This is a genomic window from Clostridium sp. AT4, assembly GCF_001517625.2.
Lineage (GTDB): Bacteria > Bacillota > Clostridia > Lachnospirales > Lachnospiraceae > Enterocloster.
In genome coordinates, this window is the sequence record NZ_LN999828.1 from 1,834,234 (window position 1) to 1,855,758 (window position 21,525).

Below are 21,525 nucleotides of genomic sequence, written 5' to 3' on the forward strand. Positions count from 1 at the left end.
CGCTTACCTCACGATTTTCCGAAATGGTCCAGATATAACTCCCGCACAGAATAAGGACCTACAAGGGTTGTTTCCTGTTGGCCATCCCAGGAATACACATGAATTTTGCCCTCGTCCCCAATGTACTGCTGCTCCTCAAAGGATGCAGGGAAGGGGAAGCTTTCTACCATGCTCCAGTCGATCTTGGGTTTCAGCCCATCAAACTCCTCGCGCTTGAGCCTTTTGAAGTTAAACACCAATGCTGCTCCAATCCCATCGAACAGCAAGTCTGCGTATTCTCTGGGGGTGATGCTCTCGCTTACATTGGCAGCGTCAATATTGACATCCAGAACCTTGTTGCCGCAGTTTGTCCAGATTTTGTCGGGAGAGAACCAGGTGGTGCGTTCCTCGGCGTCTGCAAAATCCTCACGGGGATACCATCCGTTTGCGCTGTCCGACTTGACGCCTTCCCGAAGCGGCCCGTTGTACGGGGAAAGCGGATAATATCGGTGCCGCACCGGATCAAATCGGTGAAACGAAATTTTCAGCAGATACCTATGCTTTTCGCTGAGCATGAGCTTATGGGGCTTCACGATATGTTCTTCGATCAAACTCCAAATGTACTCATCCACACGGATGGATACACGGGGACGGTCGAATAGTGTGATTTTGTTGGTGTCTGTATCCACATTGAGCCAGACGCGATTGATCTCAACCATTGTCATTCCTCGCTTTTCAAAACGCTCCGCTATAAAATCAGCTTTCCCAGATGGCCTCAAATTCCGCTTTCTCTATGACGCAGGCGTGGAACTCCTCGCCCCAGATATGGGCGTTTAATTCCTCCACGGTGGGGATGGGCGTAATTTCAATAGCTCCATCGTAAAGGTCAGGTATGTTGCGGGTGCGGCCATCCGCAGAGATGTCTATGGAGCGGAGGGCCAGCCGCTCATTTTCGGTATCAACTTCATAGAGGATTACCGACGGCTCTCCCTCCGGCGCATCCTCCCAAAAGAGTTTGATGTACTCGATCATTCCATTTCCCTCATTTGAACCAATGCCACCCTGTCTCGGTATATGTAATCCTCCCCATGGCCCATGCGCCAGCCAATGGAGTATCGCTCGATCTCCCGGTGGGCCAGCCAAGGGGGAGGCATGATTTTCTTATCTTGTAGTGCCATATTGTTTTCCTCATTTCTCTTGCAGCTTCTTCAGCAGCTTCACGATCCGCTCCCGGTTCTTTGCGGTTTTCATAAAGGTGGGGAGATGGTCGGCCTGGGTCATTTTCGCTCTTCCCGGCGGCTTTTCCCGCAGGTCGGCGCTGAGATAGCCGATCAGATAGGCAAGATGTTCTCGGTTGAGTGCCCATACAGGTTTTCCCTGAAATGAAGTCAAAAACCATAGTTCCAACCCGAAATAAGGTTCTCGTCCATCCCTGATTTCGCCAATATATGAAAACGCCTCCGCTGTTTTATGGACTTCTCCCGGCATGATCGTCCCACAATAGGGGCAGGCCACATGGAGAACGGAAAAGTGCTGCCTTTCCTCATCTTCAATATCCACCCGGTAGTACCTGCCGCAGTTTTTGCACTGGTTATGGACATCATAGCGGTAGATCGTCCGGTCACGGGCCACCTGATGGCCGCAGCTCAGGCAGCGGAAATAGGCGTTATCCTCATCCGCGGTCACCACGCCCGTGCCATGACACTTGGGGCATTTCACCTGAATGCCGGAGGTGAGAGCGTCGTATGCACTGTATGTAAAGTAGGGTTCATCAACAATTCGGCTCATAAACTCATATCCTCAAAAATCCCGAAGTTCCTCAAACTTCTCAATCAGGGCTTCTTTTTGAAGCGTGCTGTCTGGCAGAGCATCCAGAATATCCCGCAGAGCCATGTAGATCTCGTCCCGCTCCACGGTTTCGATAAAGCCCATCTTGTTGAAAGTCTGGGTGTAGGCGGCCACGGCATCCAGCGCCTGGGCCTGGGCATCCTCGTCCGACTGGGCAGCCAGCTTCACCAGCTGGGAACGGGTCTTGCGGTATTGACTGGCTGCCTTTTTTGCGGCGGCGGCAGGGATATGCTCCGCGCCGTCCCAGCCTCGGAAGGGATTGTCCAGGTTTTGCGCCAGCCACTCTGGTTTCCGGGGCTTGGTGATCCGCAGGTCCATTCCCGGCTTGCCTTTCCAGAGCTGCTTTGTCGCTTTTGCCGTATCTTCCGACAGGCTGGTCATCCAGAACCAGCGAAGTTCCGGCATCTGCTCCGGGGTGGGGATGTCGTCCGCCCCGTAGCCGAACAGATCAAAGGTGGAGAGGTTCGTCAGTTCCCGGAACTCTTGCACGGCGGAGAAGTTCCCAAGGTTTCCCGGCGCACCCCAGAGCCGCAGCTCCTTTAAGTGAGGATGGGCGTCAACAAGGGCGGTCAGATCAAAGTCCTTCAGCTGGATGCCATGCAGCCCCCAAAGGTTTGGCAGTTCCGTGTGCGGGCGGTATTCCCCGATAAATTGGAGGGTCAAACCGCTGCCATCTTCGGGGGCATGGATGGTACAATCGTCCGGCCCCTTGTTCTGAAATAGGAGCTGCTCTGTATCCTCACCCAGCCACAGTTCCTCCAGTCCGGTCATGTCCAGCATTAGCTTTCTGATGCTGGTGCCCCGCAGATCAAGTGTCCTCTGACCGTGGTTCAGCAGGGTTAGCTCACTGATAAAGGGATTCCCCCTCAGAAATTCCAGCAGATCCGGGTGCCACCGCTGGCAGTTGAGGTCGGAGAGGCAGGGCAGCGCCGCCAGTTCCAGCGCCGAGTCGAATGGCTCGTACTGGTCCATGATCCGATGGCTGCTGACCTTCACCGGGATACCGCCGATCTCCGTCACCCCGTCGCTCTCCGCGGCCTCCTTGAAGGCCCGCCGCCGCTCCTCCGGGATGGCCTGCCACCGGATCTGGAGATACACATCATAGCCGTCACTCCAGCCGCCGTAGGAGCGGCAGGGCTGGTCGGTGAAGGGTGGCAGGGTACCCACCAGCGTGTACTGGGGCGTGACCTCCATCGGCACCCGCAGCAGATGAAGGTCACGGGACCAGTACATGAAATCTATGTAGAGCGGGCGGAGATGAGGCAGTTCCTCCGCAGTCAAAGGGGCGTCGCCTACCCAATCCAGAGAGAGGATCACCGCCCAGGGCTCCTTGCTCACCGAGTCCGGCGGCGCAACGTAGGCCACCTGGCAGGCAGTGTAGCGTTTCAGATATTGATTGTAAACGGTATAGACCTCTCCGGCGCTGGCTTTCATGGGTTCACGCTCCTTTCATCCGTCTTTCTCTAAATAAAATCCCCACACGCAGTTGGAGAACTCTCCGGCGGCAAAGCGGTGGATCTGCCCATCGATTTCCACCTTCCAGACCTCAAAGGTATGGTTTTGGTGATAGGCAGGATCTTGGACTTTTACCCGCTTGCCAGTGGTTTGCCAGTGGTAGTCAAAGATATTTACGCCGAACAATTTGCATTGGCCGTCTGGGCCAAAGGTTTCATATTCCCAAGCCATGTGATGCCTCACAATCCCGTGCGCTGCCAGCCGTTCAGCCGCTCCTGCACCGCATCAATCTTCCAGCCTTCGCCCACGCGCTTCATAAGAAAGCGGCGGTCAAAGTCGGTGGTTTTCTCTTTGGTGTAGATGTAGAGCTTGTTTTTGGTGATCTGCTCTGCGTCAAGGAATTCTTCCCCGTTGTAGGTGCCCTGGGCGCTGTACGAAAGGCCCAGGGGCCGGAAGCCCATACGGGGCTTTTCACTCACATACTTCTCCCAGATCGCCAGCAGGCGGGGTACAGCCTCGGCATCCTCAAACCCGGCCTGCTCCATATACCGCTCCCATTCTGTCATCTCGGCAAAGAAAGCGGACAACACACTGCGGCATTCCTCCGCCGCCTGCTCATCCAGATGGACGGGCTTTTTGGCCTTTTCTCGCTGGAGCTGGGAGAAGTGTTCCATCTGCTCCTTGGTGAATTGCACATGGGCCACCGGCTCAATGCGGTTGTTGCCAGCGATGGCCAGCAGGCCATTATAGGTAACGGCGGTATGGTCGATCTGGATATGGGAGAGCTTGGGGATGGAGGCCGCCTGGAGCAGACCGGCGTCGTCCAGCCCGGTCCGATTAAGGGTCAAAAGGTCCAGCTTGCTGCCGTGCAAGGCGGACAGGCCGCTGCCGTGAATGGCAGAATTGCCGTCCAACAGCAGATAGCGAAGTTTGGGCATGGGGTCAAAGATGGGGAAACAGGCGTCAGTGAGGGAGCCGTTCTCTACGCCGAAGTTAGCCATACTTTTATGTCCGGCAAAGGGTATAAGCAGTTCATCCGTCGCCGGATAATCTTTCACATGGAAGCCCACCAGGGTGTAACCGGCCAGCCGCTCCATGAGTTCCATAGTCAGTTCCGGAATTTCAAATTTCTTTTCTCCGTCCAAGGTCAGAACGCCGTTTTCCCAGTCCGCTGTCCGCGCCCGTTTTGGTAATTCCATGATGTACCTCCTTATTCCTGCTCCTTATAACTGGCTTCAATGTCAATGAACCGCACATACACGGCGCAGACTTCGCCCTTGGCGTCGTAGCCGAAGTAGACGGGATAGTAACCGTCACCCCAGCCAGAGGAGAAGATGGGCAGGTTGCAGTCCGTGTCCGGCACTGTCCAGTTGAGCCAGTCTCCGTCGCTTCCCTGATATTTAGGGTGAGCTTTGGCATTTTCCTCCATCAAGTCGCAGAACAGGTCGTTGTAGGGGTCAATGTCCGGGGCCTCCTCCAGCCGCTTGGCCCAGTATGCCTTGAAGGCCGCCTGGGTCTGGATGTCCGCAATACACCCCATCCCGGCGTCTACGCCGAAACCGAAGTAGTCGTCATCTCCCAGCGCCGCGTCCAACTCCTCGTTGCCCACCATGCCCAGCTCATAGCGGACAGGTTTTTCCTGAGAAACCGCCACCTTGACGCAGGCGTAGCGGTCGCCGTATTGTTCGCTGGGCACCACGCAGATTTTCACGGGATAAGTTCCGGCGGGGATCGTTTGAAGGAACGGCAGAGTGTCCTCCAACTCCACCAGTGGGTCACAGGCGAAGATCTGCCCGGTGGGGAAATGGACGGCGCCGATGTCCAGTACATCCACCGCCATGTTCCCAATCACTTTCTCTGTGAAATGGGCCTCCAAGTCATCTTTACAGGTCAGTTTGTTCTTGATTACTTCGTATTTGTTCAGCCATTCAGTTGTAGGCATATCAGTTTCCTCCTGTTGATTCTGTTTCTTGATGTACACACTCTTTGAGCCGTCCCAATAGCAGTTCACACACCGACCATCATGAAAATGATGGGCACAATTCGGGTAGCCATAGAGAATATGGGCACATTCCGGGCATAGCCCCATCATCTGTGAGGAGCCTTTGAAAAACAGGCTGCCGCACTCATCACAAACGACCAGTTCTTTTTCTGCCATAGGGATCACCAGTCCCGTTCCCGGATGGCCTCCTCGGTGTCAATAGGGATATTGAACCACTCCAGAATGTAGGCCACAGTTGCCGCGATACATTCCCGTGCCACCGTTTCGATCTCGCTGTCGTGCTCGTCAAACTCCTCCTGGAGATCATTGATGCCGCAGACCGCCTCGTCCAGCGTCTCCTGCACCACTTCGGTGTCGGTTTCGCCGCTCTCCAGCAGATCGATGACCTTCTGAAGTTCATCCTTTACCTTGTCCACCAGAAAAGTGGGATAGTAATTGTCCTGATACATCTCGTCCAGCAGTTTGTAATTGGGGTCAAATGCTTTCATCGTGATTTCTCCTTTCTCATTCAAACATCAAACCGTATGATTCGGTCAGGCTTCCGTCGTCCTCGTGAAATATACACTGATACAGAGGCTCACGCTGGGTTGCTTTGCGGAACCGCTCCAGAACCGGAGCCAGCGGCTCACCGGCAGGGATGCCGAGGGCATCAGACACCCGTTGCAAGCTGTCCATATCCATATCTTCCAAGTTACAGTTGCGCTGTCTCTGTCCATACTCCTCCAGTGTTTTGGAATCTACATACTGCTTTGTGTCACAGCAGTCGTGCCAGCAGATACAGCTCACAAGCAGGGAAAAGAGATCATCCATGCTCTCGGCGAGACGGCCTGCCTCCCCTTCGCTGCTGTAATATCCAATGGAGCCATCTTCCAACAGGTGGTATTCTCCGCCGGAGCCATCTCTGGCAAAGGCCATGCCGGGCAGGGAAAAGGTGCATCGGCCTTCTGGGTCATTCCGCGGGGATAACTCATCCAGCAGGAAGAAGTCAAACAGCGAATCAAATTCATCCGCCAAATCAGGGTTTTCATGCAGTATTTTCAAATAATCCATTGTCGTTTTCCCTCCGTTTACGGTTCTTGGGTCATTTTGCGCAGCTGTTCCAGCCACTGTGTTTCTTCGATCATCTCATCGTTTTGGTAAAAATGGTCTTTATCGCGGGCCAGATGATCGGCAAGTAGAGCCGCGTCCACAGGAGTGCAGACTGTAAATCTGTCCCGATCCGCGCCCTTGATCTCTCGGTTGATGTAGTACACCCGCTTGGCATCGCGGGAATACCAGTGCCCAAGTAGTTCCCAGGAAGTCAGCTCTGCTTTGGGAAGCTGTTTGCCGTAGGCATAGATCTGTTTCTCATCCCTGGCAAAATAGGTATCGCCCAACGAGCGGAAAGAGGAAACTTCCGCGCCCTTGATGATCTTCACCTTGCCATCCCCGTTGTGGAAGTAGACCTTCCGGCTGTCCTTTGCATAGCCCTGGGGCGCACCCGAATCGTTCTGGCCGTTGTCCAACACCTGGAAGGCTGCCAGCTCTGCATCTGGGATTCTCCCGCTGGTGGTGTAGACGGTTGTTTTGTCCATCTCATAGGCATAGTTTAACACCCGAAACGATGCCGGGTCTGCTCCACGAAGGCGAATCCCGCCGAGAAAGCAGGCCGTAGAAGATTTGCCCCAGTAACGCCAGCAGCAGAAGTCTTTGGGCGCAACACCTTTGAGTAGACCGTTTTCATATAGGCCGGAGAAATAGACCGCTCCATCCCGAAGGAAAAATTCGTTGTCCACCGGCTCTGTGTTGGTGAGCGGTTGGAGCATTTCTCCGTGCTCGGCTGTGATGCTCAACTCGATCTCATCGTCGCTGTAAACTAAGCAGAGTCCATGAGGAGCCTTTCTATCGAAATGCAGTTCAATGTCACAGTATTTGAGGATCAAAGGGTTCCCGTCGCTTCTCATGGTGGAAACGGCATCGGGCTTGCCAAATACCTCCATGATCTCATCCTGTGACATTCCGAATTTCAGCGGTGAAATGTCCCACGGATTCTGCAATATTTGATTGCGCCAAATCGTAAAGTCCTGTTTCATAGTTTTCCGTCCAGTGCCTCCACAGTTTTCATGGCAGCGGAATCAAATTTACACTGCCGTAGTTCCCGTTCAATCAGGGCAAACACATCTGGAAAGCACTCAATCTCATCCTGGTACTCATATTTCGCATACAGTTTCCCATACTCCGAGATCCAAACCTCTGCCGGGTAGTAGTAGCCGATGTGACCGATGGGCTGGCACTTCTGACCAGCAGCCTGCTCGATCTCCGCCAGCTCACAGCCGGACATATCCCGGAAATAGGCGTCCTCCAAATGGTTTTTGATCCCATTGACCAGGTAAGGGAACAAAGCAAACTCAAAGTCAGCCGCCCATTTCAACTTTTTCTGCGCCAAGTACCACTCGCAGCACAGGCCGAAATACTTGCGGTAAAATCGTTGGGTGGTTTTCATCATCGGGACGCCATGATCGGCGTAATACTTCTCCGCAATGGAAATATCCACACTGCGGCCTTCGTACCATCCGGCGTACTCCATCAGCTGCTTAACCTTGCTGCCCAGATCGCCAGAGATAGGGATGCGTTCTTTGATCATGGTAGTATCCTCCTGTTTTTCGTCACCACAGCCGGTCGATCTGGGTATATATCTTATTCGGTTCTCTGTCCGTAAAACTGGTCAATGCGTCGGTGAGTTCTGCAAGCGGCATCACATTCAAAATGTCCAGCACATAATACCAGATCCCAGTGTCCCAGTCTCGGAACCGCCCATTGCAGACAGCTCGACCATAATCACCAGGAATCAAATCCAATGCCAGCTCATTGAGGGGCTGTTTTTGCCCGCTCTTATCATAGGTATATCGCTCCGGCATCGCACCAATATGCCAATCATAGCGGTAACGCACCTGGATTCCGGACTCCTGCTGAATCAGTTCAAAAGGGTAAAACCGCATTGTGCCATTCGGCTTCCATTCCATCAGCCTGCGACAGTCCCTACCGATCCGAAATCCATCGGGCCTCTGTACGATAGATGCAAAGTGAGTAGGTAGGCCAAAGGAATAATAAGAGAAGAAGTCTTTAGGCAGCCGCATCGCTCTGGGATACTGGTTTCGTTGTGCGGCGGCGTTTCCGCCCCGACAGTCTTTATACCATTGCAGGCGGATCTGCTGGATCAGAAGCGTGGGAAGATATTTTTCTCTTTTTCGTTCCTCAGCTCTCATGTGTGATACAGAAAATCTCCTTCTTCAAATCAAAGTAGATCACCATCAGTTCGTCGGTAATCTCCGGGTTAAAGGACAGATCCAGAATGAAAACTTGCTGGTTCATCTCGCTATCCACCAGGCTGCCAAACCGCTTGAGCCGCAAAAAGTCCACCATCTCAGTAAAGGACAGCTTGGATGAGTCGGTTCCCGGAAAAAGATCAGCCGCAATATCAGGGCCTACCTCGTCTCGGTGGAACTCCATGAAAAATGTCACAACGCTATAGTAGCGGCTGTCCTCGTCCGCCAGCGCCGCTTTGATGGTGGCTTTGGCCTTTTCTGCCAGTTTTTCCGCCTCATCCAGCATTTCTCCCACCGCATCCATAGCGGCAGGATCAGCAGTCAGTTCTTCCTCTACATCGAAAAGAAAGGGCAGTCCAGTGTCCTCGGGAAAGGTGAAGATCTCCTCGCCGGGCGTATATGGTAAATCAATGCGTTTACAGTTCAGTTTCATCATGGTATCCTCCTTACCCCTCAATGCAGGCAGCTTTGAGATGGGTGATGTAAGTTCTGTTTTCTTCTGTCATAGCTTTACTCCTTATTCCTCAAACTCGCCCTCGATCATTCCGTTCAAATACCGGCCAGGGTCTGCGATGAAGTCGTCCCATTTGGCCAGAGGGTGAAATTCCTCATGCTCGATGTCCAGATACCACAGTTTCTTGTCCCTGGGGCTCCACAGCAGCAGATAGTCGCTGTAATTGTCCATGGCCGCCATAAGGGAGAGCAGCTTTTTCCGTTTCCAGGTCATCTCCTGCACATCCATGAAGGAGTAGAGCTCCGCCCACTTCACCCACTCCTGCTCCGGGAACTCCAGCCGCAGGGGACCGGTTTTCAAGTATTCCACCAACTTGACGGGTAGCTTGTAGGGCATGAGCTGCCGGACCTTTTCTTGTTCGTTGTGCCATTCTTCCGGTTCCAGGGCTTTTAAGTAGTCGGCCAACTCCTGATTTTTGTCCTGCATCGCCATGGTGTAAGGTCGGTCGCCGTATTTGTCAGCAATGGTGATGTCGGCTCCTTGCTCAATGAGCCAGCGCACCATGGGGAGATTTTTGTGTCGGACAGCTTCAGTGACAGCGGTGGAGGCGTTCGGAAACACCATGTCCGGCTTGTGGTAATTGATGTCTGCCCCTTTTTCCAGAAACAGTCGGGCAAGTTTGGTATTGCCTTCGGACACAGCGGCCCGGAATGCTTCGCCGCCAAACTTGTCCACTGTGATCCCGGCTTGCTCCAGTACCTGGATATTCTCCGGGCGCTTGCCCCAGCGCACTTCCTGGAAGGCCCGCTCTTTCTGCTTCGGGCTGAGTTTTGCGGCCTGTCCAGCAAAGAGCGCCACTACCTCTGACCCACAACAGCGGGCAGCGGTGAGCAGTAGGGACTGTTCCTCTGCCAGACCGGGATCAGCTCCATGCTCCAGTAGGAAGTGAATCATGGGCACATCATTCCGAAAAACCGCAATCTCCAATGGCATCAGCTTGATGTATTCGCTAAGCTGGATGGGAACATCTAAATCCAGACCGCCTTGGAGCAGCGCCTCCAGCTTGGGAGTGTCATGGTCACAGATGGCGGCAGCCGTTTCCGGGAGGGTTTCCCAGCGGCCAATATATGCAATTTGGTACATAAGGCACCTACTTTCGTTGTTGTTTTACTTGATAGGGTATCGTCCGGCCCAGCACCCGGCCCTTACCAACGGCATTGGCTCCCTCATAGATTAAGAACTCCGCATTGTTTTCCAGCGGAGCATAGTCAATGGTATCTGGATAGAGGGGCTGGGCATTTCCCAAGGCTGGGGTATCGAATGTACACTTGCTTCCGTCCAGAAAGCAGACACCCAGATATTTCGTAGTTCCTGTGACCACAAAATGGGGACAATACTTTCCGCTGACCAGGCTGGGGGGAGTCTTTCGCTTGCCGCTCCAGAAGATGACCTCCACATGGAGCACCGCCCGGTTTTCATCTGTCCCAATCATGCCGCATTCCTCCTATCCCACAATGGTGGTTTCCTTGACGACCAGATTGTCATAATCCATGGCGAGCAGCTTTTTGGCGGCCTGTGGGGTACACATGAACCAAGTGCTCACACCCCAAAAGTCCATCCTTGTGACGGTGAAGAAATCAGTTTGAGCAGAAGCAGGTTCTCTTGCATCAATATAGTAGTCGGAGTAGAGATACACCAGATCCACCTCCCGCTCCGGCAGCCACTTGGCCCGACGCGCACGCGGTTTGCCGTTTTTCAGAGTCTTTTCCCTGGGGTTCTCAAACCACGCCAGTTCCTTGATTTTCAGGCCAGTGAAAGTATCCATCAGCCACTGGGCAATCTCTCTGTGAGTAAACACCCCACAGTTACAGGAGCTCATTAACCATGTCTGTATAAAGTCACCCACCTTGCTGCCGGGAGCAGGTGGCCCGTAGACGCTCTCATCCGCCCACATAACCTCCATTTTCTCGCACTGATCCGGCCAGGGACAGGGGCGCTTGTCGCCATAGCGGTACATGATATTCACATAGCCATAGTCTTCGCCAGTTCGGTCATGACCGACGGCTTCAATTTTATAAGCAGTTAAGGACATTGCAATTCCACCTCCTGAGCCAGTATAAATCCACACAGCCCAAGGGAAGAGTCAATGACAAATACCCGGATGTGCTCCTGTTCTATGCGCTTCCTTAGTTCCTTGATACCGCAACAGGCGGGAAAGCCGTAAGAGATGGTACCGCCCAGCAGATCTTTGTACTGTTCAAAAAAATCGTCCACGGTAATCTCATCCATGCCAAAGAGGATATTTTCCTGGATCACATTCTCAAACCAGTGGGCCAGCAGGCCGGTAAAGTGAACGGATACTTTCTCTCCGGCCTCAGTCTGGGTATCCATGTGTAGGGTGTGGGCTTCAAAGTCAGCGCAGTAGCGCAGGACTCGGTTGTCGTGCAGATTGTCAAAGGATTGAATTACCATACTCATGCCAATTCCGCGTCCAAAATCTGGACGGGTTTTCCTTTCTCGTTCAAATAGTAAAGGGCGATATAGTCAATGCCGTCCCGCTTGACCTGTTCCCAGGGCATACGCTCGCCGTTGATCAGCTCCACAGTATCCGCTTCATCCGGTTCAAAGTCCTCTTTTTCGTCCTCGTAGTCCACGCTGTACCCCAGTTCCAGCACCAGCTTGGAGGCGGGAATCTCATACCGCTTGAGGGGACGATCCTTCAGTTCGGCTGGATCATGTTCATCGCAAAACATATTGTCGTAGCCATGCCGCCCACCGTCAAAGATGACGAACTCCTCGCCGCTCTCTGGGTCGCGGGCTGCCACCAGTCTGGGGGACTCATCGCTATCTACAATATAGGATTGGGGTTCTCCCTTCACCGTGAGCAAATCTCCGTAATACCAAACCTCCAGCAGTTCACTGCCAGTGATAGAACAGAGTGTCACAGTGGTCAGACGCTTCTCTGCCCATTCTTTCACATGATTTTCCAGCCAAGTGGGATATTTCTCGGTCATCATAGCTATCCTCCTCCTATTTCTTCAATTTCAACACAAATCCCCAGATACTCACCACAATCAATAGGACACTCAGCAAGAAGAATATCGCCCGCCGGTATCCCCTGCTATGGCGGTAAGCATCCGACGTACCTGTAGGATCGCAGAGCCAGTTCCAGTTACGGATTGCTCCAGCCAAAAGTATCACACCCGTAAATATCGAAGCAATGTACCAATGCTCTTGTAAAAAAGTCATTATCTTCTCATGATCCATTTCGCTCCCCCCTTTATGAAAACATCTCAAAGCATGCTTCTTTTCTTTGATATAACAAAAAAGCCTCATTCCACACCGTCATTATAAATAACAACAGCTTGGTACAAGGCATAAAAAGACCGCAAGAGGAAATCCCCATCCAAGATTAGATATGGCTTCTTCTACAGACACTATTCGCTTTTTATATCTATTATAAACAATTGGGGGCTGTTTCCATGACTGATCCATGGGCAAAACCTCTCTTATATGTGTATTTTGGTTTTCTAATTATATCATAAACTGTTTTTATTGTGAAACTTTTTCTTGCTTTTTCACGGGTCTTTGACACCTTTTTTCTCTCGAAATGGCTTGTAAACCGCATAAAGGCTTACAGGGTGTTTTTAGAGAGAAGATGTGTTAAAGACCCGTGTATATGATTAGATACTTGGAGTAAAAGTTCCATCGCTATCCCATGTGCCTGGGCGTTTAGTAAATTCTGGATGAGATGAACAATTACGGAACATTTCGGTAAAATCGGTTACATTAGAGATATTCCAGTCATTAATACCTGATGCGTCTTGAAGAACATAACATTGATAGAACATCTCACTCATATCCGTCACATTTCCAGTATTCCAACCTGACAGAGCACTAAGGTCAGTCAGGGAAGTGCAATTGGAGAACATTCTAGTCATTTCCATCACATGTCTTGTATTCCAACCTGACAGAGCGTTAAGATCGGTTAAGGAGCGACAGTTTAAGAACATCCCACCCATGCCCGTCACATTTCCAGTATCCCAGCCTGACAAAGCACTAAGGTCAGTCAGGGAAGTGCAATCGGAGAACATATAAGTCATGCCCATCACGGTTCCGATATTCCAACCTGACAGAGCGTTAAGATCGGTTAAGGAGCAACAGCTTAAGAACATCTCATCCATGCCCGTCACATTTCCAGTATCCCAGCTTGACAGAGAACTAAGATCAATCAGGGAAGTGCAGTAACTGAACATACCGCCCATATCCGTCACGCTTCCGGTATCCCAGCCCGACAGAGCGCTAAGATCGGCCAGGAAGGTACATTGTCTAAACATATCACCCATATTCGTCACATTTCCGGTATTCCAACTTGACAGAGCGTTAAGATCAGCCAGGAAGGTACATTGTCTAAACATATCACCCATATCCGTCACATTTCCGGTATTCCAACCTGACAGGGTGCTAAGATCGGCCAGGGATACACAGTTACCGAACATAGCATGTTTGTCACGTTTCCGGTATCCCAACCTGACAAAGCGTTGATATCAGTTAAGGAATCACAATCGCTAAACATATCGTTAGATTCCTTGTTCAAACGGATTTTCTCGGCATCTGTCGCGATGTAAATCGTACCCGTAGCTGCATCAAAATACATAACGGCTTCCTTTTCACTTCCAGAGTCCGAAATGATCTGCGTCTCTGCATCTTCTGGAACTGAATCTGCGTTTTTGATGCTCTGGATTTTGTCTAAATTTCCGGAAAGAGTTTTCATAGCCTCATTAAAAGACGGACCCTCGATCAGAGTCGCTGTTCCCTGTTTGATTTCCGGTTTATCCTCAGAACCGCCACCCTGCTCCTTTTCCGGATTCTGGTTAAAGTAGATATCGTATATCTTGCTGAGATTCTCTTCCGACAGAGCATCCGTCAGATCCGTATTGCCTTCCAATACCTCGGAAGCCTGGATCGCATAAGTGTTTACCACAACATTCTGTGCCTCTCCTGCAGTTACCTCGCCTTCGATCACATTTTTAAGCTGGATCTTGTCAAACAGACTGTCCGTTGCCGCATCTTTAGCAACTGCGGTTTTGTAGGCAAATACATAGGTGTTGGTGTCGCCGGCTGTCAGGTCCTTCTCGCCTTTGGAAGTTAACTCCATCCATTGATCGGAAAAATGATTTGCGTAAGTCCCCTGGGTATCGGAAGCATCCTTAAGCCAAAATAATTCGGTCTTTTCCTTAGCACCCTTGGTACCATCTGCTTTTACCAAAGTTACATCTTTGACCGGAACTTCCACGCTCATAAACACAATCGCGTCATTTACCCCGACATTCGTTACCTTCGGATCTTTCTGGACTTCCTGATTGGGAACCAGATCCTTTACATCCGGACTGTCGTTTCCCGGATAACTGGGTTCGGTTAGATCCACATCGATTTTTCCCACTGTAAAGGTGTTGGTTACACTCTCGTTGTCGGTCATGTAAGCAATCGTGCCTCCGATCCCCAATGCTCCAACCAGAACACATGCGGCTGTCGTTCCGGTCAGCCATCTCCACTTTTTGCTTCTTTTCATTTTGACATCCTCCTGTCATATTTTTTTGCATCTCAATTATGGAACGGATTTCCCATGTTTTAGTATTTTTATAACGCAGGGGATTCGTGCTTTAAGAAACCAGGCAACCAATAGGTACATTACCCAAAAAGCATACAAAAAAAAGAAGGACTGCATTTTTTCGCACATCCTTCTTGTACTTTTCCTTTTCTTTCGATTTTCTCACTACATCTTTTCCAGGTATTCCGGTGGCACACGCTTCGTCAACCACACATCATTTGCTGATCTCCAGAATTTGTGTCCGTCTCTTGCCATCGCTCCGGCTGCCACCTGATACACAATCGGCTCCCCATGACGCTTTCCGACTTTTATAGCCGTCTCTTGATCTCCGGACAGATGGACATACAGCCGACTCTTAGGAATCAACCCTGTCTGATCAATGGACTCCACATATTTGCGCCCAGTACCATGAAACAGGTACTCTGGCGGCTCCTTTTCTTCCAGTTCCACATCTACCTGGATTGAATGTCCCTGATTTGCCCTGATACGGGCATGATCCTCGTTAAATGTGTATCGCTGCTTCTCGTCCGTGCGGACGATTTCTTCCAGCATTTCCGTGTCGATCGGCCTGGTTCGCCTGATGCCGGCAAGCAGCTCATCTACATTGGCCCAGCCATGGTCGTCCAGGCTGATCCCGATTACTTCCGGCTTATGCCGTAAAATCAAGCTGATGAATTTACTTAAATCCCTGTAATTTGCCAATAGGTATCACCTCTTTCTGTATGAAGAAAGGCCCTGCAGTTGCAGAGCCTCGCAGCATTTTCTTTTCGGAAGCTTCCTCCTAGCCAGTGTGTGGTAAATACAGAACCCTTATAAAGCTCCGTAAGGCACTGCTTTCTGGCACAACACCTTACTTCAACGCTTAACAGGCACACGCTGTTGCCTGTTTTACACTTTAAGTATACGCAAAACCCTTAAAAATGTCAAATTTCCACCTTGTGTTTTTCGAAAATTACGAATATAATGGATATGTACCACAACTGTACCGTGTAGCGGCACGTAAAAGCTGGGCTCCAGTTGGGGAGGGTAAGTACCAACACTTTCAGATACTCGGAAGGGTATCGCGCCCCCGCCAGGGAGATACGGTGAGTCCGCGCCGGGGACTTAAATTTCCGGCGGCTATACAGATGTTCGGAAGGATGTCGCGGCTGACAGCCAGCATAAAACCGCTTTTAGAAAAAGAAGCGCTGGATGACAAGAGTTGTCCAGCGTGGTTTTTTTTCGCCTGTAAATCATTATCGCCTTGCATTTTTTTTAAAAATTTCCTATAATAGAAATAAGGAAGTGGACATCATTCCGCTCGTGTGGCTGACACGTAAAATCCGAAAGTTGGTGTCGGACGCTGGGCCGGACGGTTGGCGGGCAACGGAAAAACCCGAAAGCGATGCACGACTTTGGGCGTGACGGTTGGCGGACAACGGAAAAATCAGTCATTAAGGGAGGCGAGCAGCATCAAGGTGTTGCAGTCTCCTTTTAAATTTAAAGGAATATAGTAACAATGCTTCTGACCGAAATCAGAAGCATTGTCGCTCTTTGTAATGGCTGCTCGCTTTTCGGCATGGCGCCTATTCGGGAGAGTGAGCCGAACTCTCGGTGGGAGCTCCAGCCGTGAGCCGAACGACCACGACCTTCTTCGCTCAAACATAGTATAGCAGAAATTGGGACAAAAAGCTATTTTTACCCAAAATCATTTGTTTTAAAAAGACTTTTTTCTATTCATAGCCCTTCTCAAGATTTTCCGCCCTGTATTCCTTTCCCTGTATGGTAACAGAAAGATTCTCCGCACATTCCCAAAAAGCATACTCACCGATTCTGACCTCGTCTCCGCCTATCACTGCGCTCTCCAATTTCTCGCAGTATTGAAATGCCCTGTCGTCAATCTCCACGGCGCTCTCGTCCCTTCCCTCACAGATCTTTACATCCACCAGATCCTCACAACTCAAAAATGTATTCTCTCCCAGAATAATGGAATCCCCGTCCAAAACAACTATGACCAGGTCCTCGCAACTGGAAAAGGTACTTTCTCCTGTCTCCAGGGTACTGTCCTTTACCGACAAACTGGACAGTGAGGCGTACTGGAATGCCCGATCGTCCAGTTTCACGGAGCAGCCCGTCATCTGAACGACTGCTTCGTCCCCGCTTCCCATGAAAGTATGCTCTCCTGCCACGATGCTGCTGTCCGAAAAATCCATATTTAACAAGTCTTCACAGGAAGAAAAAACACTCTCTCCCATCTCCAGTTCCGATCCCGCCACGGAAAGCTTCGTGAGATCCGCATACTGAAATGCACGGTCATCCAACAGACCGGAGCAGCGTAAAAACGAAACTTCCATGTCCTTTCCGGCACTTAGGAACGAATGCTCATCTATCTGGATCAAGCAGTCCTCAAACGATACAGCAACCAGATCCTCACAGGAAGAAAATACGCTTTCTCCCACAACTGGCGCCCCTCCAATAAATCTTACTTCTGTCATCTCCCCGTACTGAAACGCACGCTTGTCAATCTTTCCCTCAAAGTTCAGAAAAGTCACGCTGTTCACATCTTCCAGGCTCATAAAAACATTTTCCTCAACGAGAGCCACCCTCTCCCCATCCGGACTGTAAGCAGGAATAACCAGTTCCGTGTCCGTACAAATCCCGATTCCGGTAAGCACGCAGGTTCCGTCCTCTTTACGCTCAAACATTAACCCTTCTGACGGCTTCAGATCGGTCTGCACCTGTGGGACCACTTCCTCCTTCCCGCTTTCTCCCGTTTCCTTTTCTTCCGGCTTCAAGACTTCTGAAATCTCTGTAGCTTCTGCTGTCGTTTCCACTGCCTGCATGCCGCTTTCGCCGGTTTTCTCCACATCCCCTGTATTTCCGCATCCGGAAAGAACAACCGATACAGCCAAAGCAGAACACAATACCATTTTTATCTTTCTCATTTCCAATCTTCCTCCTATTCTTCTATTTCAACCGCTATGTACTCAAAATTCTCCCCATCGCCGTAATCTTCCTCATAATCGAACGGATTGCTCAGTTTAAGTATCTCTGCTCCCTGGGCCGCACAGCCGTTTAAATAGGAAGCATGATCCTGAGCATCTTCCTCACGGTCGAAAACCTGGTCATCTACCAGATCCTCGACTACCTCCTCCGTGTATTTATTTACCATCTGAACCTTGTATTTTTCCATCGCAATTTTCCTCCTCATTCACTTTACATGATTTTTTCGTTTCTCCGTTCCACGACACAGGGCATGGTCTGTCTTTTCAGGGCAATCCCCATCGCTGCCAGCAGAATGTCATCCAGCAAATCTCTTTTTCCGTCTTCCGCCAGAAAAACATAGGCCAAAACCGTTGTCATGCACAGTACTTTTACCAGTTCACTCATCTCTTTAATCCTCCATTTCTGTTTTTTGAAAAATACCAGGCTGCCGCTGCGGCCAGTGCAGTAACAACCACGGTTACTGTTGGCCATATCGGACTCTGGGAATCCGTATTTTCTTCTGTTTCCTCCTCCGTCTTTTCAACAAATCTGATTTCCGCACATTCCTGTATCTGCTCTTCCGACTCCAATGCAGCCATGGTTTCCGCAAAATCCCGTTTAAACTGATTCATATCGATTGCTTCTATCGGATACGCTTCCATTTTTTCAGCTCCGTCAATTATGTCCGCCATTTCTTCCAGTTCGCCCTCTGTAAACACCTCCTGTCCTTCATAACCGTCTATGATATAGGATAACTGGCTGAGAAAACAGGTCTTTGCTCCTTTGTAGCAGTTCCTTACGGAAATTCGATTGTCCGTGAAGACGACAATCCTGATTACTTCCATGTCATCTGTCTCAATTCCCGCAGCATGCAGCACTTCCAGGAACACCTGCTCCTTCCGATCCAGCTTTTCTGCGATATTGGAATCTCTGTTCAGATACTCCCCTGTCCTGTAATAATCTCCCGATTCATCAATGAAAATATCCCGTCTGGTGTTCTTTACTTCCACGATGAAGGCTGCCTTCGGTGTCAGAATTAGTGCGTCGATTTCCGTACGGATTCCGCTCGACTCCAGCTCCAAGTTATGTAAAGTGCAATGCGGACTCTTTATGTACTTCAACGCATGGAAGGCCTTCCTCTCCCCTCTGTTTCCGGAAACTTCCGCCTTGATCAGGTTGCTCACAGTCCTGCATCCGACTTTGAACCTGGCCAGTTCCGCATCCACCACATGCCCACGCTCTTCGTTGAGTCGTTCCAGATGGTACCTTACATCCCATAATTTAAGGTTTCCCTGCCTGGCATGCTCCTCTCTGTAGGTCAGACCGCCCATCTCTTCCTGCAACAGGAAACATTCCTGTAGGAGCTCATCCTTCCGGTATTTCTGCTTTACAAAACTTTTCATGCTTCTCAAAATTTCTTCGATTCTTTCTTCCCTGTTCATCGTTTTCCTCCTAAAAAATAAGCCGGGGCTGACAGGCAATTCGATTGCACTATCAACTCCGGCTTCTTCTTGTTTATCAACAGACCAGCTCGTCCAAGTTTACACTGTTTCGATATATAATTTTTTTTCCTTTGCTTATCAGAAATCTGTTTACCTGAGCAATAAACTCCTCCAAAGGCAAGCTGTCTACCCGTTTCCCGTTCTTAATTTCCAGGTTTGCCGTGTCTTCCTTATCCGATTTCAGCTTGCAAAGTAACAGATTCTGCTCACTTGTACGGATCTCCTGTGTTTCTTTCATCCGTTTTTCCTCCTATGCCGCACTTTTTCCTCTTGCATAAGAAGAAACCAGTGTTTCATTCTCCCCTAGTGGAATGTTCAACTGTTCCGCAAGGTCTTTCTTTTTCTGGGATGCCATCTGACCATCCGGCAATCTTCTTCGGTACATATCCACGGTATGCTCCACCGGTGATTTTCTCGTTACGGCCTCTGCCGAACCGTGATCTTCCAGTATCTCCGGAAGCTTTTCGGTAGGTTTTTCCGGTATTGAAAGCTCAGGCTCCGTCTCTTCATGTAGCAATACACAGCCTACCAATACACCAATAGCTACTGCTCCGACTGCAATTTCCTTCCAGTGTTCCCTGAGCGTATCCCCGGTTCTCTGAAACCAGGATTTCTTTTCTTCTGTTTTGGAATTTTCCTTGTTATATTCTTCCACTATACCGTCCCCTTTCCTCTGAATGTCGCTTTTCCATTAAACAACCGTCAAATTTGATTCCGGATTTTCCGTGTCGTAGTATGCAATATATTCTTCCTTCACAACACGAACCTGCTTCTCGTCCACAAGAATAACGGAGACATTGCCTCTGTAGCAGTTACTTCCCTTAAATCCGGCAAAAACTTTGTACAATTCCTCGTCATTTACGACAATGGAAATCTTCCTTTTTTTGTTTTCCGGCAGGAAGAAAAATCTTATGAATGTATTCGGAGCCGTTTTCTTGATGAATCCATTAAATTCCTTGTCCTCGTCAGACATGCAGACGATGGAAAACACCCATTCTTCTATTCCCTCCTCTTCCACAAAAATCACGGAATCCTCTTCGTTGAGACGGTAATCCAGACTTTCCTTATTACCGGGGCGGAAACGAATGCCTTTTTGTGCCAGCTGGCTGTAAACAACGCCAGAGGCAATTGCTGAAAACTGCTGATTTTTCTTCTGTAATGCATGAATGCGTTCCGTTGAAATACTGTTTGATACTTCGTGTTTACTCGTCTCTTCCTTCTCCGATTGTTCGTTTTTGGAGTTTTCATTTTCTCTTTCCAAAATATCAAACAATTTTATAGTGCCCGGAATAAGTAGACCTGGAAGTCCTGTTGCAATTGTTGTTAGCATTGTCATCGCAGTCATAGCTGCTACTTTTCCAGTTACATTTCCATTCTTTCCTCTGGCTGCAACCAACATTTCAATAGTTACTCCACTATTAGGATCCGCATGGTTTGCTAATTTCTGTAAAACATCTATTCCGGGACGATGGATTCCTTTAAGCGTGCGATACAATGTTGAAGAATCCACGCCTGCTTCTTCTGCATACTTTTTTGCCGTTCTTTTTCCTTGGGCTTTTTTTACTAAATCACTTAATTCTTGATATTGCATTTGTTTCACCTCCTCATCTATAAGTCCATAATATCATAAAAAATCATAACGGTCAATATAAAATAGGATTTATTTCCCATTTTTATTTTCCTATTTTTCCTATTTAATGTAATGGTAGGATTCCCACTATTCTGTTTAAGTAAATCCAAACACTTTTCTAGCTATAAAATAGAGCTACTGTATACTGCAAATAACAGTAAGTCAATAGCCCCATGAACTGGTCACTGGAACTCACTTTTTATAAAAGAAAAACCGTCGAAAATTTCTTTTCGACGGTTCTCTGGTATTACTCTATGCTTTATGTTTTGATGTCTGCCTGTTTTATACCTGGATTCTAAAACTCTCTTTTATTTTGGTCGCATTAGCAATCATCGTCACTCAAAAAAGCTTCAAACACTGCTTCTTCAATTACCCTGACACATTCATCCGTATTTTTCAATATATCCTTCCCCCAGAACCGAATAACCGTCCATCCACGAAAAAGTAATGCCTTGTTGATTTCATCATCGCGTTCCCTGTTTCTGGATATTTTTTCAACCCAGAATTCACCGTTATTTCCTCTTTCCAATTGCGGCCTCAGAATTTCCCAGTCTTTACCGTGAAAAAACTCACTGTCGCAAAAAACGGCTATTTTATATTTGGTCAGGGCAATGTCCGGCTTTCCGGGCAGTGCCGCATAATTTTTCCTGTACCTGTACCCTTTGTTCCAAAGTGCTTTTCGAAGTGCAAGTTCTATTTTAGTGTCCTTGGAACAGATGCGACGCATATTTTCACTGCGTTCCACGCTTACAGAATCCGACATGATTTTCCTCCT

General features: G+C 49.5%; 31 protein-coding genes. All 31 read right to left on the reverse strand.

Annotation, left to right across the window (positions count from 1 at the left end):
• Positions 1-8: 8 nt before the first annotated feature.
• The 31 genes from BN3656_RS14805 to BN3656_RS14950 all read right to left on the reverse strand — a co-directional run bounded on the left by BN3656_RS14805 (position 9) and on the right by BN3656_RS14950 (position 21,513).
• Positions 9-698, reverse strand: coding sequence for a hypothetical protein (locus BN3656_RS14805; protein ID WP_066549702.1), 690 nt, complete (start codon positions 696-698; stop codon positions 9-11).
• Between the two features lie 37 nt (positions 699-735).
• Positions 736-1,011 carry a hypothetical protein gene (locus BN3656_RS14810; protein WP_066549704.1) on the reverse strand — a complete coding sequence of 92 codons (276 nt, stop codon included), beginning with the start codon at positions 1,009-1,011 and terminating at the stop codon, positions 736-738.
• Positions 1,008-1,157 carry a hypothetical protein gene (locus BN3656_RS16515; protein ID WP_242963018.1) on the reverse strand — a complete coding sequence of 50 codons (150 nt, stop codon included), beginning with the start codon at positions 1,155-1,157 and terminating at the stop codon, positions 1,008-1,010. The genes BN3656_RS14810 and BN3656_RS16515 overlap by 4 nt, the downstream gene beginning before the upstream one ends.
• 10 nt (positions 1,158-1,167) lie before the next feature.
• The gene (locus BN3656_RS14815) at positions 1,168-1,767 is read right to left on the reverse strand and encodes a hypothetical protein (protein ID WP_066549707.1); all 600 of its coding nucleotides are present in this window, start codon (positions 1,765-1,767) and stop codon (positions 1,168-1,170) included.
• Between the two features lie 12 nt (positions 1,768-1,779).
• A complete protein-coding gene (locus tag BN3656_RS14820; protein WP_066549709.1) occupies positions 1,780-3,261 on the reverse strand; it encodes a hypothetical protein in 1,482 nt (493 codons plus the stop codon).
• Positions 3,262-3,276: 15 nt separating this feature from the next.
• On the reverse strand, positions 3,277-3,513 hold the full coding sequence (locus tag BN3656_RS14825; protein ID WP_066549712.1) for a hypothetical protein: 237 nt from the start codon (positions 3,511-3,513) through the stop codon (positions 3,277-3,279).
• An 8-nt stretch (positions 3,514-3,521) separates the two neighbouring features.
• Positions 3,522-4,481: an NTF2 fold immunity protein gene (locus tag BN3656_RS14830; RefSeq protein WP_066549717.1), complete on the reverse strand. Its 960-nt coding sequence runs from the start codon at positions 4,479-4,481 to the stop codon at positions 3,522-3,524.
• Between the two features lie 11 nt (positions 4,482-4,492).
• Positions 4,493-5,440: a DUF4241 domain-containing protein gene (locus BN3656_RS14835; RefSeq protein WP_066549720.1), complete on the reverse strand. Its 948-nt coding sequence runs from the start codon at positions 5,438-5,440 to the stop codon at positions 4,493-4,495.
• Between the two features lie 5 nt (positions 5,441-5,445).
• Positions 5,446-5,772 carry a DUF5713 family protein gene (locus BN3656_RS14840; RefSeq protein WP_066549722.1) on the reverse strand — a complete coding sequence of 109 codons (327 nt, stop codon included), beginning with the start codon at positions 5,770-5,772 and terminating at the stop codon, positions 5,446-5,448.
• A gap of 16 nt (positions 5,773-5,788) precedes the next feature.
• Complete coding sequence (locus tag BN3656_RS14845; RefSeq protein WP_066549724.1) at positions 5,789-6,334, reverse strand: hypothetical protein; 546 nt, start codon at positions 6,332-6,334, stop codon at positions 5,789-5,791.
• Positions 6,335-6,351: 17 nt separating this feature from the next.
• The gene (locus BN3656_RS14850) at positions 6,352-7,320 is read right to left on the reverse strand and encodes a DKNYY domain-containing protein (RefSeq protein ID WP_242963019.1); all 969 of its coding nucleotides are present in this window, start codon (positions 7,318-7,320) and stop codon (positions 6,352-6,354) included.
• A 32-nt stretch (positions 7,321-7,352) separates the two neighbouring features.
• Positions 7,353-7,907 (reverse strand): SUKH-3 domain-containing protein, encoded by a 555-nt coding sequence (locus BN3656_RS14855; RefSeq protein WP_066549729.1) that lies wholly within the window; start codon positions 7,905-7,907, stop codon positions 7,353-7,355.
• A gap of 22 nt (positions 7,908-7,929) precedes the next feature.
• Positions 7,930-8,529 carry a hypothetical protein gene (locus BN3656_RS14860; protein ID WP_066549732.1) on the reverse strand — a complete coding sequence of 200 codons (600 nt, stop codon included), beginning with the start codon at positions 8,527-8,529 and terminating at the stop codon, positions 7,930-7,932.
• Positions 8,519-9,022 (reverse strand): DUF2004 domain-containing protein, encoded by a 504-nt coding sequence (locus BN3656_RS14865; RefSeq protein ID WP_066549734.1) that lies wholly within the window; start codon positions 9,020-9,022, stop codon positions 8,519-8,521. Before BN3656_RS14865 ends, BN3656_RS14860 begins: the two co-directional genes overlap by 11 nt.
• An 84-nt stretch (positions 9,023-9,106) precedes the next feature.
• Positions 9,107-10,186 (reverse strand): ankyrin repeat domain-containing protein, encoded by a 1,080-nt coding sequence (locus tag BN3656_RS14870; RefSeq protein WP_066549737.1) that lies wholly within the window; start codon positions 10,184-10,186, stop codon positions 9,107-9,109.
• A gap of 7 nt (positions 10,187-10,193) precedes the next feature.
• The gene (locus BN3656_RS14875) at positions 10,194-10,535 is read right to left on the reverse strand and encodes a hypothetical protein (RefSeq protein ID WP_066549739.1); all 342 of its coding nucleotides are present in this window, start codon (positions 10,533-10,535) and stop codon (positions 10,194-10,196) included.
• Positions 10,536-10,547: 12 nt separating this feature from the next.
• The gene (locus BN3656_RS14880) at positions 10,548-11,135 is read right to left on the reverse strand and encodes a hypothetical protein (RefSeq protein WP_066549742.1); all 588 of its coding nucleotides are present in this window, start codon (positions 11,133-11,135) and stop codon (positions 10,548-10,550) included.
• Positions 11,126-11,521: a hypothetical protein gene (locus BN3656_RS14885; protein WP_066549745.1), complete on the reverse strand. Its 396-nt coding sequence runs from the start codon at positions 11,519-11,521 to the stop codon at positions 11,126-11,128. The genes BN3656_RS14880 and BN3656_RS14885 overlap by 10 nt, the downstream gene beginning before the upstream one ends.
• Positions 11,518-12,060, reverse strand: a complete 543-nt coding sequence (locus BN3656_RS14890; RefSeq protein WP_066549747.1) for a hypothetical protein — start codon at positions 12,058-12,060, stop codon at positions 11,518-11,520. Before BN3656_RS14890 ends, BN3656_RS14885 begins: the two co-directional genes overlap by 4 nt.
• 13 nt (positions 12,061-12,073) lie before the next feature.
• Positions 12,074-12,310, reverse strand: coding sequence for an immunity 17 family protein (locus BN3656_RS14895; RefSeq protein ID WP_066549750.1), 237 nt, complete (start codon positions 12,308-12,310; stop codon positions 12,074-12,076).
• A 416-nt stretch (positions 12,311-12,726) separates the two neighbouring features.
• A complete protein-coding gene (locus tag BN3656_RS14900; RefSeq protein WP_081422981.1) occupies positions 12,727-13,542 on the reverse strand; it encodes a BspA family leucine-rich repeat surface protein in 816 nt (271 codons plus the stop codon).
• Complete coding sequence (locus BN3656_RS14905; protein WP_066549754.1) at positions 13,476-14,615, reverse strand: TasA family protein; 1,140 nt, start codon at positions 14,613-14,615, stop codon at positions 13,476-13,478. The genes BN3656_RS14900 and BN3656_RS14905 overlap by 67 nt, the downstream gene beginning before the upstream one ends.
• Before the next feature lie 204 nt (positions 14,616-14,819).
• Complete coding sequence (locus tag BN3656_RS14910) at positions 14,820-15,356, reverse strand: RNA 2'-phosphotransferase (RefSeq protein ID WP_066549756.1); 537 nt, start codon at positions 15,354-15,356, stop codon at positions 14,820-14,822.
• A gap of 1,010 nt (positions 15,357-16,366) precedes the next feature.
• A complete protein-coding gene (locus BN3656_RS14920; RefSeq protein ID WP_066549764.1) occupies positions 16,367-17,578 on the reverse strand; it encodes a leucine-rich repeat domain-containing protein in 1,212 nt (403 codons plus the stop codon).
• 14 nt (positions 17,579-17,592) lie between these two features.
• Positions 17,593-17,826 carry a hypothetical protein gene (locus BN3656_RS14925; RefSeq protein ID WP_066549767.1) on the reverse strand — a complete coding sequence of 78 codons (234 nt, stop codon included), beginning with the start codon at positions 17,824-17,826 and terminating at the stop codon, positions 17,593-17,595.
• 23 nt (positions 17,827-17,849) lie between these two features.
• Positions 17,850-18,023, reverse strand: coding sequence for a hypothetical protein (locus BN3656_RS16745; protein ID WP_167544889.1), 174 nt, complete (start codon positions 18,021-18,023; stop codon positions 17,850-17,852).
• Positions 18,020-19,060 (reverse strand): nuclease-related domain-containing protein, encoded by a 1,041-nt coding sequence (locus tag BN3656_RS14930; RefSeq protein ID WP_066549770.1) that lies wholly within the window; start codon positions 19,058-19,060, stop codon positions 18,020-18,022. Before BN3656_RS14930 ends, BN3656_RS16745 begins: the two co-directional genes overlap by 4 nt.
• A 76-nt stretch (positions 19,061-19,136) precedes the next feature.
• The gene (locus tag BN3656_RS14935) at positions 19,137-19,358 is read right to left on the reverse strand and encodes a hypothetical protein (protein WP_066549773.1); all 222 of its coding nucleotides are present in this window, start codon (positions 19,356-19,358) and stop codon (positions 19,137-19,139) included.
• Between the two features lie 12 nt (positions 19,359-19,370).
• On the reverse strand, positions 19,371-19,775 hold the full coding sequence (locus tag BN3656_RS14940; protein ID WP_066549778.1) for a hypothetical protein: 405 nt from the start codon (positions 19,773-19,775) through the stop codon (positions 19,371-19,373).
• A gap of 36 nt (positions 19,776-19,811) precedes the next feature.
• Positions 19,812-20,711 carry a helix-turn-helix domain-containing protein gene (locus BN3656_RS14945; RefSeq protein WP_066549780.1) on the reverse strand — a complete coding sequence of 300 codons (900 nt, stop codon included), beginning with the start codon at positions 20,709-20,711 and terminating at the stop codon, positions 19,812-19,814.
• Positions 20,712-21,072: 361 nt separating this feature from the next.
• Positions 21,073-21,513 carry a very short patch repair endonuclease gene (locus BN3656_RS14950; RefSeq protein ID WP_066549783.1) on the reverse strand — a complete coding sequence of 147 codons (441 nt, stop codon included), beginning with the start codon at positions 21,511-21,513 and terminating at the stop codon, positions 21,073-21,075.
• Between the last annotated feature and the right edge of the window lie 12 nt (positions 21,514-21,525).